Raw genomic sequence first — 15,538 nt, 5'->3', positions numbered from 1 at the left:
CTGCTTCCGCCACCAGCCGACTCCCGCCACACGCCCGGCTGCCACCACACGGTCGCCTTCGCCCGCACATCCGGCTGCCGCCGCACGACCGACTCCCGCCACAGGGTCGGCTCCCGTCACCAGCCGACTACCGCCGCACGATCTGCTTCCGCCACCAGCCGACTCCCGCCACACGCCCGGCTGCCACCACACGGTCGCCTTCGCCCGCACATCCGGCTGCCGCCGCACGACCGGCTTCCACCACACGACCGCCTTCGCCCGCTCAGCCGGCCGCCGCCGCACCACCAGCTTCCACCACACGACCGGCCTCCGCCGCGCCGTCGGCCCCCGCCGCGCCGCCGGCCCCCGCCGCGCCGTCGGCCTGCGTCGCGTCGGCGGGTGGAGTCGGTGGGTGGTCGGTGGGGGGTGGGCGGCGTTGGTGGGGTGGGTGGGTCGTGAGCAGCTCTGTCATCGTCGCTGCCGCTCGCGCGGCGCTGTCCGCACAGCAGTTGTTGAACAGGAGATGGACCTCTTCGGCCTGCTCGGCCAGGGCGCGGACGCGCGGCAGCCACTCGGCGAGCTCGGGAACCGCATAGGTGTGGCGGAAGCGGTCCTCCTTGCTGCCGGTGCCCCAGTGGGGGCTGCGGCCGTGGAAACGGACTACCGCCAGTCGCGGGGTGGTGACCTCTGCCGTCAGAGGGAGGGAGCCCGGCAGGCCGCGGGCGGTGTCCACGGCCACGGCGGTGGCGTCCAGGTCCCGCAGGAGCGCCGTCGTGCGCGCGCCGCGCCACCAGCCGGGGTGACGGAACTCCACGGCGAACGGCCAGCCGCGGGCGCGTTCCCGGGCGGCCCTGACGGCGGCCTCCGCGGCGGGGCCGGGCGCCAGGGAAGGCGGATACTGGAAGAGGAGGGTCCCCAGGCGGCCGGAGCTCCGCAGCGGGTCGACGGCCTCGGCGTAGCGGGCCCAGACCTCCGCGAGGAGGCCTTCGTCACGGCGCCGGCCGCGCAGGTCGGCGGGGAGGGCGGCCGGGCGGGTGGGGTGCCCGGTGAGAAGGGAGAACGCCTTGACGTCGAAGCGGAAGCCGGCCGGGGTGCGGTCCGCCCAGAGTCGGGTGGTGCGGGCGGACGGGAGGGCGTAGTAAGGGGAGTCGGCCTCGACGACGGGGAACCGGCCGGCGTAGTGCCGCAGCCGGCCTTCCGGGTCGCGCCGGCCGGGCGGGTACCAGCCGCTCGCCACCAGGGCGCGGTCGGTCCAGCCGCAGGTGCCCACGAGGATGCGTGCCATGGGGGCCCAAGTACCCGGCGTTCACCGGCTCTTCACCCCCGGGGTCAGATTCCGTGATCCATGGGAGTCTTGGCGTGTACATGCTCTATCCGCACGGCCAGTCCTTCTTCTCCGTCCTCTCCCCCGGAGGTTGATGTGTCCGGCAGTTCCGCACGTCCGGCGATGCTCCGCCGCGCCCGCACGGCGGTGGCCTCGGCAACCGCGTTCACCGCGGCCGCGATCGGCCTGTGGACCGGGCTCGGCGGCACGTCCGCGCAGGCCGCGAGCGCCGTACCGACCCCGGACCACGTGATCGTCGTGGTCTTCGAGAACCACGCCTACAGCCAGGTCATCGGCTCCTCCAGCGCCCCGTACATCAACTCGCTGGTCTCCGGCGGCGCCAACCTGACCCAGATGTACGCCGAGACCCACCCCAGCCAGCCCAACTACTACGCCCTGTTCTCCGGCTCCACCCAGGGCGTCACCGACGACAGCTGCGTCAAGCCCGGCTTCTCCTCGGCCGCCAACCTGGCCTCCGAGCAGCTCGCGGCCGGCCGCACCTGGGCCAGCTACAACGAGAGCCTGCCCAGCCAGGGCTCGACCACGTGCAGCAGCGGCAACTACGCGCAGAAGCACAACCCGTGGTTCGGCTTCAGCAACGTGCCCGCGTCGAGCGCGAAGACGTTCGCCCAGTTCCCGACCGACTACTCCACCCTCCCCCAGCTGTCCTTCGTCACCCCCAACCTGTGCAGCGACATGCACGACTGCTCGGTGTCCACCGGCGACACCTGGCTGAAGAACAACCTGGGCGCGTACGCCACCTGGGCCAAGACCCACAACAGCCTCCTCGTCGTCACCATGGACGAGGACAACCGCCTGGCCGGCAACCGCATCCCGACGGTCCTGTACGGCCAGCCGGTCGCCGCGGGCTCGACCTCGTCCACCACGTACGACCACTACGACCTGCTGCGCACCCTGGAGGACAGCCAGGGCCTGACCGCGCACGCGGGCAACGCGGCGTCCTCGTCCGACATCACCGGGATCTGGGCGTCCTGACGTGTACGTAGCGGACAGCCGCGCGAGCACCGAGGCGTCGGCGTCCGTGGCAGGTACCGCCCGGCCCGCGACGGCCGGGCGGTACCGCTCCACGGTCGCGCCCACCGTCCTCGCCCTCGGCACGGTCAGCCTGGTCACGGACGTCTCCTCCGAGATGGTCACGGCGGTCCTCCCGCTGTACCTGGTGGCGGGCCTGGGCCTGTCCCCGCTGGGGTTCGGCCTCCTCGACGGCGTCTACAACGGCTTCTCGGCGGTCGTCCGCCTGGTCGGCGGCCACCTCGCCGACCGCGGCGGCGGCCACCACAAGTGGGTGGCGGGCGCGGGCTACGCCCTCTCGGCCCTGTGCAAACCCCTGCTGCTGATCGCCCACACCCTCACCCCCATCGGCCTGATCCTGGCGGCCGACCGCACCGGCAAGGGCCTGCGCACGGCCCCCCGCGACGCCCTGATCTCGCTCTCCTCCACCCCGGAGACGCGGGGCCGCGCCTTCGGCGTGCACCGCGCGATGGACACGGCGGGCGCCCTGCTCGGGCCCCTGGCCGCGTTTCTCATCCTCCGGGCGACGGTGGACGGTTACGACGCGGTGTTCACGGTGAGCTTCTGCGTGGCGGTGCTGGGCGTGCTGGTCCTGGTCCTGTTCGTCCCGTCCGGCGCCCGCGCCGAACCGTCCGCCTCCGCCGCGCACCCCACGCGCAGTCCCGCACCGCACCCCACGCGCAGTCCCGCACCGCACCCCACGCCCAGCTCCGCACCGCACCCCACGCGCAGCCCCACACCCCGCCCCACGCTGCGGGCGGCGCTCGGCCTCCTCGCCGACCGCGACCTGCGCCGGATCACCGTCTGCGCCCTTCTGCTGGGCCTCGCGACGGTGAGCGACTCCTTCGTCTACCTGCTGCTGCAACGCCGGCTCGGCGTCCAGGACCGCTGGTTCGCCCTGCTCCCCCTCGGCACGGCCGCCGCGTTCCTCCTCCTGGCCGTCCCGCTGGGCCGCCTGGCGGACCGCTGGGGCCGCTGGCGCGTCTTCCTGACCGGCCACGCGGCCCTGCTGCTCGCCTACGCGCTGCTCCTGACGTCCTGGCACGGCACCGCCCTGCCCTACCTGGTGCTGGCCCTGCACGGCACGTTCTACGCGGCGACCGACGGTGTCCTGATGGCGGCCGCGTCGGACAGCGTCCCCGCCCCGCTGCGCTCGTCGGGCCTGGCGCTGGTCCAGACGGGTCAGGCGGCGGCGCGTTTCGCCTGCTCCCTGGGGTTCGGGGCGGCCTGGACGCTGTGGGGCGACCGTACGGCGCTGACCGTGTCGGCGGTGGCCCTGGCCGTGTGCGCCGCGTACGCCCTCACCCTGCGCCCCGTCCGGGAGGCCACCGCATGACCGTCCGCTCCCGCCTGCTGATCCTGCTCTCGGCGCTGGCGGTCCTGGGGGCCGTCGCCCTCGCCTCCGTCCTGCACGCCTCCGCCCGCGCGGAGCGCCGCGAGCACACCCAGGCGGGCGGCCCGGAGGTCACCCCGGGCACGGTGACCCTCACCGCACCCGGCCGCATGGTCTTCCGCAACCTGGCCTGGGGCCCGCACCGTGACGAACTGACCACCGTCCCCGCCGCCGACCCCGGCGGCCCGCGCACCGCCTCCGGCGTGAAGTGCCTCCGCTTCTACGCCGCCGCGGGCACCGGCGTCTGCCTCCAGGCCGTCCACGGCCCGGTGTCGGACACGTACCGGGCCCTGATCCTGGACGCGCACCTGAAGACACGGGCCCACTACGACGTGCCGGGCATCCCGTCCCGCGCCCGGGTCTCCCCCACCGGCCACTACGCGGCCTGGACGGCGTTCGTGGGCGGCGACTCGTACGCGGGCACGAAGTTCTCGACCCGCACGGCGATCGTCGACACCCGCACGGGTGCACTGATCCCGACCCTGGAGTCCTTCCGCATCCGCACGGACGGCCGTTCCTACCGGTCCGCGGACGTCAACTTCTGGGGCGTGACGTTCGCGTCGGACGACCGCACCTTCTACGCGACCCTGGCGACGAAGGGCTCGACCTACCTGGTCCGGGGCGACCTGCGCACCCGCACGGTCACCACCCTCCACCCGAACGTGGAATGCCCCTCCCTCTCCCCCGACGGCACCCGCGTCGCGTACAAGAAGCGGGTCAAGGGCCTGCCGAGGGACGCCCCTTGGCGCCTGTACGTCCTGGACCTGAAGACCCTGCGCGAAACCCCCCTCGCCGAACCCCGCAGCGTCGACGACCAGGCGGTCTGGAAGAACACCCGCACGATCGTGTACGCCCTCCCCGGCGACTACGGGGCGGACCTGTACGAGATCCCGGCGGACGGCTCCGGCACTCCTCACCGACTGCTCAGATCGGGTGTGTCCGCCGCGTTCCTCCAGTGATCGAGCGAGAGTCCGCGATTACGCAGTGTGCTCGACTGTCACACTGATTCGTTATCGTGGAAGCCACTGGGGGATTCTCCCGCACGGTGACTCGGAGGGAGTGACCATGGCGACCGTTCAGGACGTAGCTGCCTACATCCTGGCGAAGGCCGGACCGATGACCGCCACGAAGCTGCAGAAACTCTGCTACTTCGCCTACGGCTACCACTTGGCGTGGGAGGAGCGGCAGTTGTTCCCGGAGCGGTTCGAGGCCTGGGCGAACGGTCCGGTGGCTCCTGCCCTCCATGCGAAGCACCGCGGTCGCTTCGAGTTGCAGCGGGGGGACATCGAGGGTGACGCCACGGCCTTGGACGACGACGAACGGGAGTCCGTGGACGTCGTGCTGGAGAGCCTGGGCGTCTTCTCCGCCCATGAGCTGTCGACGATGACCCATCGGGAGGGCCCCTGGGTACACGCCCGTGAGCGCGCGGGCGCCCAGCATCTGGAACGGAGCACCGAGGAACTGCTCGATCTGGAGATCTCGGACTTCTTCAACGCGCTGATCGATCGTGAGGGCTGATGGCCAAGGGGGGAGGGAAAGCCGGGAAAAAGGTGGCGGTTCCGCAGGCCGGCGTCTCAAGGGAGAGCAAGCGGACCGGTGATCCGGCCTCGCTCCTGCCTGGTTCGAGCGGGTCCGACGAGCGGGTCTGCTGGCGGTTCACGCACGTCGACCACGAGGGTCGGTGGAGTTTCGACCGTATGGACACCGCGACACTCGGCGACGTCCTGCGCAAGCTCGCCGACTTCGAGACCATGACGCTGAACGATCTGCGCACCCAGCCCGGCCGCTTCACCGAGTACGAGCTGCCGAGCGGCCTCTGCAAGGAAGCACTGGCTCGGTTGTCCGCTCTCGGACATGACGGCATGACCAGGATCCAGCGCTTTCGGTTCACCGGCACCCAGCGCCTGTACGGGTTCCTGGACGGCAATGTGTTCCATGTCCTGTGGTGGGACCCGAAACATGAGGTGTATCCGTCGAGTCTGAAGCACACCTGACCGGCACTCGCCTCGACCGGGAGGACGCCCACGGCCCAGCACCGGTGAGACGCCACGGGGCCGACGGTCCGCGACCGTCGGCCCCGTGCGCGCAAACAGCGGGAAGTGCGCCCTGACCTGCGCCTACAGCACCGGCAGGTTCTTCCGCAGCTCGAAGGCGGTCACCTCGGAGCGGTACTCCTCCCACTCCTGCCGCTTGTTCCGGAGGAAGAAGTCGAAGACGTGCTCGCCGAGGGTTTCGGCGACCAGGTCGCTGTTCTCCATGAGGGTGAGGGCCTCGCCGAGGTTCTGGGGGAGCGGTTCGATGCCCATGGCGCGGCGTTCGGCGTTGGAGAGGGCCCAGACGTCGTCCTCGGCGCCCGGCGGGAGCTCGTAGCCCTCCTCGATGCCCTTGAGACCGGCGGCCAGCAGGACGGCGTAGGCCAGGTAGGGGTTGGCGCCGGAGTCGATGGAGCGGACCTCGACGCGCGCGGAGCCGGTCTTGCCGGGCTTGTACATCGGCACACGGACCAGGGCGCTGCGGTTGTTGTGGCCCCAGCAGATGTAGGAGGGGGCCTCGCCGCCGGCGCCCGCCGTGCGCTCGGAGCCGCCCCAGATGCGCTTGTAGGAGTTCACCCACTGGTTGGTGACCGCCGCGATCTCCGCGGCGTGCTTCAGCAGGCCCGCGATGAAGGAGCGGCCGACCTTGGAGAGCTGGAACTCGGCGCCGGACTCGTAGAACGCGTTGCGGTCGCCCTCGAAGAGGGAGAGGTGGGTGTGCATGCCGGAGCCGGGGTGCTCGGAGAACGGCTTCGGCATGAACGTCGCCTGCACCCCCTGCTCCAGCGCCACCTGCTTCATGACCAGCCGGAACGTCATGATGTTGTCGGCCGTGGAGAGCGCGTCGGCGTAGCGCAGGTCGATCTCCTGCTGGCCGGGCGCGCCCTCGTGGTGGGAGAACTCGACCGAGATGCCCATCGACTCCAGCATGGTGATCGCCTGGCGGCGGAAGTCCATGCCGACGCTGGTCGGGGTGTGGTCGAAGTAGCCCGAGTTGTCGGCCGGGGTCGGGCGGGAGCCGTCCAGCGGGCGGTCCTTCAGGAGGAAGAACTCGATCTCGGGGTGGGTGTAGAAGGTGAAGCCGAGGTCGGAGGTGCGGGCCAGGGCCCGCTTCAGGACGTACCGCGGGTCCGCGAAGGACGGGGAGCCGTCCGGCATGAGGATGTCGCAGAACATGCGGGCCGTGCCGGGGGTCTCCGCGCGCCACGGGAGGACCTGGAAGGTGGACGGGTCCGGCTTGGCGATCATGTCGGACTCGTAGACCCGGGCGAAACCCTCGATGGCGGAGCCGTCGAACCCGATGCCCTCGTCGAAGGCCTGTTCAAGCTCCGCCGGGGCCACCGCGACGGACTTGAGGAAGCCCAGCACGTCCGTGAACCACAGGCGTACGAACCGGATGTCGCGCTCCTCCAAGGTCCGGAGCACGAACTCCTGCTGCTTGTCCATCTTCCGCTTCCCCATCCTTGCTGGTCAGGCCGCCTGGTCCCGGTCCCTAGGGAAGGCGGTCGGGCACCTGAGCATCACACCACAACAGCATTTCATGCGCGTTGCGCACCTTGATCGCCCGCGCGACCTCGGCCTGAACGGCTCTCGTACGGCAGGTGTCCTGCCCTGCCGCCCATCTTGCCTGCTCGCAGCGACATCCGTAACGGCCGCCCGGGATCCGGCGTGACCGACACCACGGGTTTTAAATTTGAATCCGGGATGCAAGTTTTAATAGCGTCGAGGCGTCCAGCCGTTCGGCGAGCCACAAGGAGCCCCGATGCTGTCCGAACCGTCAGCCGCCACCGTCCGCGCCACCCTCCCGGCCGTCGGCGCGGCCATCGACGAGATCACCGAGCGTTTCTACGCCCGGCTCTTCGCCGCCCACCCCGAGCTGCTGCGCGACCTCTTCAACCGCGGCAACCAGGCCGCCGGCACCCAGCGGCAGGCCCTCGCCGGTTCCATCGCCGCGTTCGCCACCCGTCTGCTGGACCGTCCGGACCAGCGCCCCGACGCGATGCTGGGCCGGATCGCACACAAGCACGCCTCCCTCGGGGTCGCCCCCGAGCAGTACGCGGTCGTCCACGAACACCTGTTCGCCGCCATCGTCGAGGTGCTGGGCGAGGCCGTCACCCCCGAGGTCGCGGCGGCCTGGGACGAGGTCTACTGGCTGATGGCCAACGCGCTGATCGCCCTGGAGAAGCGGCTGTACGAGGAGAGCGGGGCCACCGGCTTCCGGCCCTGGGAGGTCGTGGGACGGGTGGCGGAGACGGCCGACGTGGTGACCTTCCGGGTGCGGCCCGCGGACGGCGGGGCGGTGCGCGGCTTCCGCGCGGGGCAGTACGTCTCCGTGGGCGTCACGCTCCCCGACGGCGCCCGCCAGATACGCCAGTACAGCCTCTCCGGGGCGCCGGGCGACTCGCTCCGCCAGTTCAGCGTGAAGCGGGTGGCCGGCGACGGCACGACGCCCGACGGCGAGGTCTCCCACCACCTGCACGCGCGCGTGCGCGAAGGCGACGTCCTGGAGCTGTCGGAGCCGTACGGCGACCTCGTCCTCGGCGACGCCGCCGACCGGCCCCTGCTGCTCGCCTCCGCCGGCATCGGTGTCACCCCGATGGTGTCGATGCTCGCCGCGCTCGCGGCCGACGGACACCGCGCCCCGGTCACCGTCGTGCACGGCGACCGCTCCCCCGCCGACCACGCGCTGCGCGGCGACCACACCGGGTACGCGGGAAAGCTGCCGGACGCGGCCGTGCACTTCTTCTACGAGCGCGACGCCGAGCCGGGCACCCGCACCGGTCTGGTGGATCTCACCGATGTCGACGTGGCACCCGGCACGCGCGCGTACCTGTGCGGACCGCTCCCCTTCATGCGCGCGGTGCGCGCCCAGCTGATCGGCAAGGGGGTGGCTCCGGCGGACATCCACTACGAGGTGTTCGGACCGGACCTGTGGCTGGCGGCGGCCTGACGCACCGCCGCCGCCTCCGCGGCGGGCCGCGGGATCAGCTCAGGCCGAGGTCCGACAGCGCGGTCGTCCAGTCGCTGAGGATCGCGTCCTGGGCGTCCGCGAGGGTGACGGTGCCGGCGCAGACGGCCTTCTTCAGCTTGGTCTCGACGGAGTCCTTGTTGGCGGCGGTCTTGCTGCCGTACTCGGGCTCGGGCCAGAGGTTGAGCTCGCTCTTGGGGGCGCCGCCGAGTTCGAGCGGGAGGAAGTGGTCCTCCTCGTAGTCCGAGGTGCTGGTGTCCGTGTAGCCGTACTCGACGATCTGCTTCTTCTTCAGCGCGGTGGTGTAGGAACTGGACGGCCGGACGGTCGCGGTCCACCCGGAGACGCAGATGGTGGAGCCGATGGTGGACTGCGTGACGTCGGGGTTGAAGTCGCCGGGCTGGCAGCTCGGGTCGGGGAGGGGGAGGTAGGCCTGGCTGCAGCTCTGCGCGTGCGCGGTGCCGGAGGCGACCGTGAGCCCGGCGGCGGCGAGCGCGAGGGAGGAGAGGGCGGTGACCAGGGAGCGGGATATTCGGGGCATGGGGGATCTCCCGGTGGGGTGCCCGGCAGGAGTTCCGGGCGATCGTGCACATGACAGCACCGGCTCCATCTATGCGGGTAGAGCCCTTTGTCTGCAGCTGAGATCCCTTTGTTGAATGTTTGAACACAGCGGGGCCGACACAGGGCAAGTCATGGCCCGCGCTTGGTTGTCGGCCCCGCTCCCGGGACCCGGCCCCCGGACCACGCTCCCCCCGCTTCCCCGCCCCGCCACGGAGCCGTCAGCCCGCGCAGACGGGAGGCGCGCCGACCGGATCACGCCGGCGCCGCGGGGCTCGGGCCGGCCGGCCGAGCACGGGGAGCACCCGGCAGCAGGTCGGACGGTGACGCCCAGGGCCTGTCTGACAATTCCCGTCTGCCTCGCGACGCCATGCACGCTCCCCCGCCTTCGGCCGGGGGGACCCCCACTCGCCGCACCGGGCGCGGACCCGAGTACGTCCAGTACGAGGGCCCACGCCCGGCACGCCGAGAGCACGCACCTGACGCCGCGAGGCCGCCCTTCGGGCGACGACGGGAATGGTCAGACAGGTCCTAGACCGCCCCCGGCCCCTTGGCGATGCCGAGCAGCAGGGGCCCCGTCGGCGCCGTCACCATGTCCGCCACCGTCAGCGGGTCCAGTGCGGCGAAGAACGCCTCCTGGGCCCGGCGCAGGGCGCCCCTGAGGCGGCAGGCGGAGCGGAGGGGGCACGGGGTGGCGCCCTCGCAGTCCACCACGTCCCCCTCGCCCTCGAAGGTGCGGACGAGGCCGCCCACGGAGGCGGTGCGGCCCCGTTCGGTCAGCGCGAGACCGCCACCCCGGCCGCGCCGGGCGTCGACCAGCCCCAGGTGCTGCAGTTCGGCGACCACCTTCGCGGCGTGCGTGTACGGCACGTCCATGTCCGCCGCGACCTCGCGGGTCGTGGGGCTGGAGCCGTCCGCGACGGCGAGCCGCATCAGGAGGCGCAGAGCCAGATCGGTGGAGCGCAGCAGCCGCATACCGGCCAGGGTAGGTAATGCGCATCCGCTATTCAAATTATCGGTTTCCTGTCGATCGGGGGGTCTTTCCCGTTCTTTCCCCGGCCCGCCCTACGACTCCCCCCATCTCCCCCATTACGATCAGCGGGCCCCATCCTCAACGTCCCTTTCCCCCAAGAAGGACACGGTCATGGCTACCGCCAAGAAGAGCAACAACGCAGCGCGCAAGGCACGCATAGAGGAGATGCGGCGTGCCGAACAGGCGCGTGAGCGGCGCAACCGGATCCTGACGATCGGCGCGAGCGTCGTGGTCGTCGCCGGGCTCGTCGCCGGCGCGGTGGTGCTCGTCAACTCGCAGTCGGACAAGAGCGACAGCGCGAGCGACGCGAAGGGCGGCTCCGGGGACTCCGGGCACTTCGTGACCGGCAGCGACGGCGTGCGGACCTGGACGGGCAAGCTGTCCCGCACCCACGTCACGGGGACGGTGAACTACCCGATGCACCCGCCGGTCGGCGGCAACCACAACCCGGTGTGGCTCAACTGCAACGGCAACGTCTACCCGAAGGCCGTGAAGGACGAGAACGCCGTGCACGCGCTCGAGCACGGCGCGGTGTGGGTGACGTACACCGACAAGGCGAGCAAGTCCGACGTGGACAAGCTGGCGGCGAAGGTGAAGCAGACGCCCTACTCGCTGATGAGCCCGTACGCGAACCAGACCGCGCCGATCGAGCTCTCCGCGTGGGGGCACCAGCTGAGCGTGACGAGCGCCGACGACCCGAAGGTCGCCAAGTTCTTCGAGACGTACGTGCAGGGCAAGCAGACCCCGGAGCCGGGCGCCTCCTGCACCGGCGGGACGATGTGACGTGAGGAAGCACATCGGCTGGGTGGCCGGGACGGCCGCGGCGGCGCTGGTCGCCGCCGGCGCGATCACCTACGCGGTCGCCCAGGACGGCGACGGCGCGGGCGGCCTGAAGGTCCCGAGCGCGGACGGGGCGGACGCGGGGTTCGCGCGGGACATGGCGGTCCACCATCAGCAGGCCGTGGAGATGTCGTACATCGTCCGCGACCGCACGAAGAACGTGGAAGTGCGGCGGCTCGCCTACGACATCGCGCAGACGCAGGCCAACCAGCGCGGCATGCTGCTGGGCTGGCTGGACCTGTGGAACCTGCCGAAGGTGTCGGCGAAGCCGCCGATGTCCTGGATGGGCATGGGCGACATGCCCGAGCGCGGGGACGGTTCACTGATGCCGGGCATGGCGACCGACAGCGAGCTGAGGAAGCTGGGGACGCTGAACGGCAGGCAGGCGGAGATCTTCTATCTGCAACTGATGACGGACCACCACAAGGGCGGGATCCACATGGCCGAGGGCTGCGTGGCCAGGTGCACCGTCGCGGTGGAGAAGAACCTCGCCCAGGGCATGGTGGACGCGCAGCAGTCGGAACTGGCCACGATGAAGCAGATGCTGAAGGAGCGGGGCGCGAAGCCGCGCGACTGAGCGGCCTGCAACCCCCGTGCCAGATGGGGGATTTGTCGACTTAACGGCATCGCAAGCGTTCAGCAACAATCGCAACCGATCTGTAATGTTCCGCGCACCGCCGAAAGTGGACCAAAAGCCCCTAATCAGCGCCCACTTGGGATTTCCTTGGGTTTTTCATTCCCCTGGCATGAACAGTTCACCGAAAGAGTGACGTCCACCGCGTGATCCATTCACGGGCCGTTCCGCCGCTGGCCTCCCGGTGATCACGCATGACCGACCACTCCATGCGACGAACCGCATAGCAGGGGGCAGTATGAGATCGAACCGTGCCAAGGTGCGGGCCAGCGTGAGCATGGCAGCGACACTGCCGATGATCGCCGGCGCGCTCGCGCTCGGCATACCCGCGGCGCACGCCGCGGACACCACGGCCCGTGCGGCCCTGGCGGGCACGAAGCCCGCCTGGGCCACGGCCAAGGCGGACAAGGGCGCCACCTCCGACAGCGCGCAGGTCAAGGCCCGGGTCTACCTGGCCGGCCGGGACGCCAAGGGCCTCGCGGCCTACGCGAAGGCGGTGTCCGACCCCAGCTCTCCGCAGTACGGCAAGTACCTCAGCGCCAAGCAGGTGCAGGCCCGTTACGGCGCCACCAAGGCCCAGGTGAAGGCCGTCAAGTCCTGGCTGACCGCGTCCGGCCTGAAGGTCACCGAGGTCACCCAGCACTACATCGCCGTCTCGGGCGACGCCTCCGCCGTCGAGCAGGCGTTCGGCACCCAGCTGCACAACTACGCCAAGGGCGCCAAGACCTACCGCGCCCCCGCGAAGACCGCCTCGGTGCCTGCCGCCGTCAGCGCCGCCGTCCTGACCGTCACCGGTCTGGACAACGCGCCGCACAAGGCGAGCCACGACGACACGCTGCCGCCGCCGGACGCCGTGTTCAAGAACTCCGGGCCGTTCTCCTCGTACTACGGCTCGAAGATCGCGACCACGCTGCCGGACGCGTACGGCACCAAGATCCCGTACGCCATCCAGGGCTACACCGGCAAGCAGCTGCGCGCCGCCTACGGCGCGGGCACGTACACCGGCAAGCACGTGCGCGTCGCCATCACCGACGCGTACGCCTCGCCGACCATCGCCTTCGACGCCGGCACCTACGCCAAGGCGCACGGCGACGCGGCCTGGAAGACCAGCCAGCTGCACCAGGTGCTGCCCGCCGCCTACACCAAGACCGAGGAGTGCGGCGCGGCCGGCTGGTACGGCGAGGAGACGCTGGACGTCGAGGCCGTGCACGCGGTCGCGCCGGCCGCCGACGTCACCTACGTGGGTGCCGCCTCCTGCTACGACGACGACCTGCTCGACTCGCTCAGCAAGGTCGTCGACAACCACCTGGCCGACATCGTCTCCAACTCCTGGGGCGACATCGAGGCCAACCAGACCCCGGACCTCGCGGCCGCCTACGACCAGGTCTTCCAGCTGGGCGCGGTGCAGGGCATCGGCTTCTACTTCTCCTCCGGTGACAACGGCGACGAGGTCGCCAACACCAAGACGAAGCAGGTCGACACCCCGGCCAACTCCGCCTGGGTGACGGCGGTCGGCGGTACCTCCCTCGCCGTGGGCAAGGGCGACACGTACCTGTGGGAGACCGGCTGGGGCACCGAGAAGGCCCTGCTGTCGGCCGACGGCAAGAGCTGGACCAACTTCCCCGGCGCGTTCACCTCCGGTGCGGGCGGCGGCACCAGCAAGACGGTCGCCGAGCCCTACTACCAGAAGGGCGTCGTCCCGAACGCGCTGGCCACGGCGAACAGCGCCGCCGGCAACCGCGTGGTCCCGGACATCGCGGCGATCGCCGACCCCAACACCGGTTTCAAGGTCGGCCAGACGCAGACCTTCCCGGACGGGTCGCAGCAGTACAGCGAGTACCGCATCGGCGGCACCTCGCTGGCCGCGCCGGTCATCGCGGCGGTCCAGGCCCTCGCCCAGGAGGCGCGCGGCGGTGCGGCGATCGGCTTCGCCAACCCGCTGATCTACTCCAAGTACGGCACGAAGGTCTACCACGACGTCACGGACCACCCGACCGGCACCGACCTCGCGGTCGCCCGGATCGACTTCGCCAACGGCTTCGACGCCACCGGCGGCCTGCTGACCTCGGTCCGCAGCCTCGGCAAGGACAGCTCGCTGTCCGCGGTGAAGGGCTACGACGACGTCACGGGCGTCGGCACCCCGGCGAACGGCTACGTCGACTCGTACAAGCCGGCGAAGGCGCACCGCAAGCACTGACACGGTGACGCGGTGATCCGCTGAGCGAAGGGGCGTGGGGTCCGCACGGACCGCACGCCCCTTTGTGCTGGGCCTGCTTGACGTCCTCGCTCGTCAGCCGGTGTACACATCCCACCTCTGCCAGGCGTTGCCGCCGTTGCAGCCCTCCTCGCGATAGGCGTAGAGGGTCCCGAAGCCGCCGTCCAGGCAGACGCGCCCGTCGAAGGCGAAGAACGTCTCGGGAGTAATGCCGTTGACGGTGGCTCCGGCCCTGGCCACAGCCCATATGGCACGGGGGTCGTTGTACCAGCAGGGGATCAGTTCCACGTCGGAGGAGGCGGCAGGGGCGCCGGAGGGGCCGGTGCCCTGTCCCACGGCGTACAGGCAGTAGCCCGGGCCGCTCGGGTCGTCCGCGGTGGTCTGGATCTGCACGTAGGCGGCGCCTCCGGCGTCGGGGGCGGCGCTGATGATGCGAAAGTACGTGCCGGCGTAGCCGCAGGAGTCGCCTATACCGGCCGCCGAGGGGTTGCGTTCGATGACGCAGTTCCCGCTGGCATTGTTCTTCAGGGTGGTGCTCGGGATGTTGAGGGTTGCGCTCGCGCTCTGCATGCTGAGGGCAAGGGCTGTTACGCCTACGGCCAGGACCGTGGCGAAGCTTCTGGTCCGCATCCGCATTCGTGCCATCTTCAAACTCCGATCGTGTGCGTGTCCCTGTTTCCCCGGGGGTGCGCCTTCAGGGGCCTTCTGGGCCTGAGCTGAGTCCCGAGCGAAAGCATGAAGTGCGCCAGTGACCCCGTGGGGACGCTACGGACGCGCGTCCTTGAACCGTCCTGGTTCCGTCCTCATGCCAGGTCAGGCCGACGATCGGCATGGGTCGTGACGCGCCCGGAGGGCCTTCCCAGATGTACGTGACCGGTGCGATGTCGAGCGGCGGTGCCGATGTCATCGAAGCCATGAGCATGGCGGCCCGGGAGAGGCTGCGGGCGGGGGCGGCACCGGCTGTGGTCTGCGGCGAACTCGCCGAGCAGACGCGGTGGTGGTGGGACGCGGCGCTGGCCGTCGGTCAGGCGATGGGAATCCCTGAGGCGGAATTGCTCCGGCGCCTCCACAGTGAGCCGGACCAGGTGCAGAGTGAGTTCCGGCAGGGTGAGGAGAACTTTTACGGCGAGCTTCTGGAGACGGTTGGCGTGTTCGACGTCGCCAAGGAACTCGACGGGAGGGAGCTGGTGATCGCGAAGCACTTACGGGCCGCGATGGGTGCCATGGGTGGCGTGGCGAGCGGTCACGGTCTGGGCCTCTCGCGTTGGTTTGTCATGGGTGAGTTGGCAAGCGTGTTCTGTTCGCTTGCGCGCATCGTTCCGCATGCCACCCGCGGTCGACCGGCGGAGTTCTGGGAAGCCCTTGTGAGTGCTGGGGAACTCCTCGACCCGCTTCTCCTCACCTCCCTTCGGCCGCCGAAACGGACGAGTCGGGCCGGGGCCTGACCCTCCTCGCGGCGCTGACCGACCGCTGGGGCATGGACCAGCACCCGGCCGGCAAAACGGTCTGGTGCGAACTGCGCAACTGAA

General features: G+C 70.7%; 15 protein-coding genes. 10 read left to right on the top strand and 5 right to left on the bottom strand.

Annotated features, from left to right (window positions below; all coding sequences use genetic code 11):
- Positions 1–262 precede the first annotated feature (262 nt).
- Positions 263–1,264 carry a DUF72 domain-containing protein gene (locus AB0M11_RS15120; RefSeq protein WP_365705312.1) on the bottom strand — a complete coding sequence of 334 codons (1,002 nt, stop codon included), beginning with the start codon at positions 1,262–1,264 and terminating at the stop codon, positions 263–265.
- Positions 1,265–1,426: 162 nt separating this feature from the next.
- Here AB0M11_RS15120 and AB0M11_RS15115 point away from each other — a divergent pair, with 162 nt between their 5' ends.
- The 5 genes from AB0M11_RS15115 (at position 1,427) to AB0M11_RS15095 (ending at position 5,722) form a co-directional block, all read left to right on the top strand.
- On the top strand, positions 1,427–2,299 hold the full coding sequence (locus AB0M11_RS15115; RefSeq protein ID WP_365705434.1) for an alkaline phosphatase family protein: 873 nt from the start codon (positions 1,427–1,429) through the stop codon (positions 2,297–2,299).
- A gap of 1 nt (position 2,300) precedes the next feature.
- Complete coding sequence (locus AB0M11_RS15110) at positions 2,301–3,671, top strand: MFS transporter (protein ID WP_365705310.1); 1,371 nt, start codon at positions 2,301–2,303, stop codon at positions 3,669–3,671.
- Entirely contained in the window at positions 3,668–4,687 is a 1,020-nt protein-coding gene (locus tag AB0M11_RS15105) for a TolB-like translocation protein (protein WP_365705308.1), read from the top strand. Before AB0M11_RS15110 ends, AB0M11_RS15105 begins: the two co-directional genes overlap by 4 nt.
- A 106-nt stretch (positions 4,688–4,793) precedes the next feature.
- Positions 4,794–5,246, top strand: coding sequence for a type II toxin-antitoxin system antitoxin SocA domain-containing protein (locus AB0M11_RS15100; protein WP_365705306.1), 453 nt, complete (start codon positions 4,794–4,796; stop codon positions 5,244–5,246).
- A gap of 179 nt (positions 5,247–5,425) precedes the next feature.
- Entirely contained in the window at positions 5,426–5,722 is a 297-nt protein-coding gene (locus tag AB0M11_RS15095; protein WP_365705304.1) for a hypothetical protein, read from the top strand.
- A gap of 123 nt (positions 5,723–5,845) precedes the next feature.
- Here AB0M11_RS15095 and glnA read toward each other — a convergent pair whose 3' ends face one another.
- Positions 5,846–7,207, bottom strand: coding sequence for a type I glutamate--ammonia ligase (glnA, locus tag AB0M11_RS15090; RefSeq protein WP_365705302.1), 1,362 nt, complete (start codon positions 7,205–7,207; stop codon positions 5,846–5,848).
- Between the two features lie 316 nt (positions 7,208–7,523).
- Here glnA and AB0M11_RS15085 point away from each other — a divergent pair, with 316 nt between their 5' ends.
- Positions 7,524–8,711 (top strand): globin domain-containing protein, encoded by a 1,188-nt coding sequence (locus AB0M11_RS15085; protein WP_365705300.1) that lies wholly within the window; start codon positions 7,524–7,526, stop codon positions 8,709–8,711.
- Between the two features lie 34 nt (positions 8,712–8,745).
- Here AB0M11_RS15085 and AB0M11_RS15080 read toward each other — a convergent pair whose 3' ends face one another.
- Both AB0M11_RS15080 and AB0M11_RS15075 read right to left on the bottom strand, forming a co-directional pair.
- Positions 8,746–9,270, bottom strand: a complete 525-nt coding sequence (locus AB0M11_RS15080) for a hypothetical protein (protein ID WP_365705297.1) — start codon at positions 9,268–9,270, stop codon at positions 8,746–8,748.
- A 548-nt stretch (positions 9,271–9,818) separates the two neighbouring features.
- On the bottom strand, positions 9,819–10,262 hold the full coding sequence (locus tag AB0M11_RS15075; RefSeq protein WP_365705295.1) for an Rrf2 family transcriptional regulator: 444 nt from the start codon (positions 10,260–10,262) through the stop codon (positions 9,819–9,821).
- A gap of 169 nt (positions 10,263–10,431) precedes the next feature.
- On the opposite strand from AB0M11_RS15075, the gene AB0M11_RS15070 reads away from it, so the two are divergent.
- From AB0M11_RS15070 to AB0M11_RS15060, 3 genes are all read left to right on the top strand, one after another.
- Complete coding sequence (locus AB0M11_RS15070; RefSeq protein ID WP_365705293.1) at positions 10,432–11,103, top strand: DUF3105 domain-containing protein; 672 nt, start codon at positions 10,432–10,434, stop codon at positions 11,101–11,103.
- Position 11,104: 1 nt separating this feature from the next.
- A complete protein-coding gene (locus tag AB0M11_RS15065; protein WP_365705291.1) occupies positions 11,105–11,737 on the top strand; it encodes a DUF305 domain-containing protein in 633 nt (210 codons plus the stop codon).
- Positions 11,738–12,071: 334 nt separating this feature from the next.
- The gene (locus AB0M11_RS15060; RefSeq protein ID WP_365705432.1) at positions 12,072–13,991 is read left to right on the top strand and encodes a S53 family peptidase; all 1,920 of its coding nucleotides are present in this window, start codon (positions 12,072–12,074) and stop codon (positions 13,989–13,991) included.
- 93 nt (positions 13,992–14,084) lie between these two features.
- On the opposite strand, the gene AB0M11_RS15055 is transcribed toward AB0M11_RS15060, so the two are convergent.
- Positions 14,085–14,660: a hypothetical protein gene (locus tag AB0M11_RS15055; RefSeq protein ID WP_365705289.1), complete on the bottom strand. Its 576-nt coding sequence runs from the start codon at positions 14,658–14,660 to the stop codon at positions 14,085–14,087.
- 212 nt (positions 14,661–14,872) lie between these two features.
- Between AB0M11_RS15055 and AB0M11_RS15050 the strand changes: the two genes are divergently transcribed.
- Positions 14,873–15,454, top strand: coding sequence for a hypothetical protein (locus AB0M11_RS15050; RefSeq protein ID WP_365705286.1), 582 nt, complete (start codon positions 14,873–14,875; stop codon positions 15,452–15,454).
- The last annotated feature ends 84 nt before the right edge of the window (positions 15,455–15,538 follow it).

The sequence above is a fragment of the Streptomyces sp. NPDC051987 genome (assembly GCF_040680735.1).
Classification (GTDB): Bacteria; Actinomycetota; Actinomycetes; order Streptomycetales; family Streptomycetaceae; genus Streptomyces.
This window is presented reverse-complemented; position numbering and strand designations above follow the sequence as displayed.

Excerpts from the sequence above, each read along its gene's own strand:
- AB0M11_RS15120 (WP_365705312.1), bottom strand. The coding sequence starts at position 1,264 with ATGGCACGCATCCTCGTGGGCACCTGCGGCTGGACCGACCGCGCCCTG.
- AB0M11_RS15115 (WP_365705434.1), top strand. The coding sequence starts at position 1,427 with ATGCTCCGCCGCGCCCGCACGGCGGTGGCCTCGGCAACCGCGTTCACC.
- AB0M11_RS15105 (WP_365705308.1), top strand. The coding sequence starts at position 3,668 with ATGACCGTCCGCTCCCGCCTGCTGATCCTGCTCTCGGCGCTGGCGGTC.
- AB0M11_RS15100 (WP_365705306.1), top strand. The coding sequence starts at position 4,794 with ATGGCGACCGTTCAGGACGTAGCTGCCTACATCCTGGCGAAGGCCGGA.
- AB0M11_RS15095 (WP_365705304.1), top strand. The coding sequence starts at position 5,426 with ATGGACACCGCGACACTCGGCGACGTCCTGCGCAAGCTCGCCGACTTC.
- glnA (WP_365705302.1), bottom strand. The coding sequence starts at position 7,207 with ATGGACAAGCAGCAGGAGTTCGTGCTCCGGACCTTGGAGGAGCGCGAC.
- AB0M11_RS15085 (WP_365705300.1), top strand. The coding sequence starts at position 7,524 with ATGCTGTCCGAACCGTCAGCCGCCACCGTCCGCGCCACCCTCCCGGCC.
- AB0M11_RS15080 (WP_365705297.1), bottom strand. The coding sequence starts at position 9,270 with ATGCCCCGAATATCCCGCTCCCTGGTCACCGCCCTCTCCTCCCTCGCG.
- AB0M11_RS15075 (WP_365705295.1), bottom strand. The coding sequence starts at position 10,262 with ATGCGGCTGCTGCGCTCCACCGATCTGGCTCTGCGCCTCCTGATGCGG.
- AB0M11_RS15070 (WP_365705293.1), top strand. The coding sequence starts at position 10,432 with ATGGCTACCGCCAAGAAGAGCAACAACGCAGCGCGCAAGGCACGCATA.
- AB0M11_RS15060 (WP_365705432.1), top strand. The coding sequence starts at position 12,072 with ATGGCAGCGACACTGCCGATGATCGCCGGCGCGCTCGCGCTCGGCATA.
- AB0M11_RS15050 (WP_365705286.1), top strand. The coding sequence starts at position 14,873 with ATGTACGTGACCGGTGCGATGTCGAGCGGCGGTGCCGATGTCATCGAA.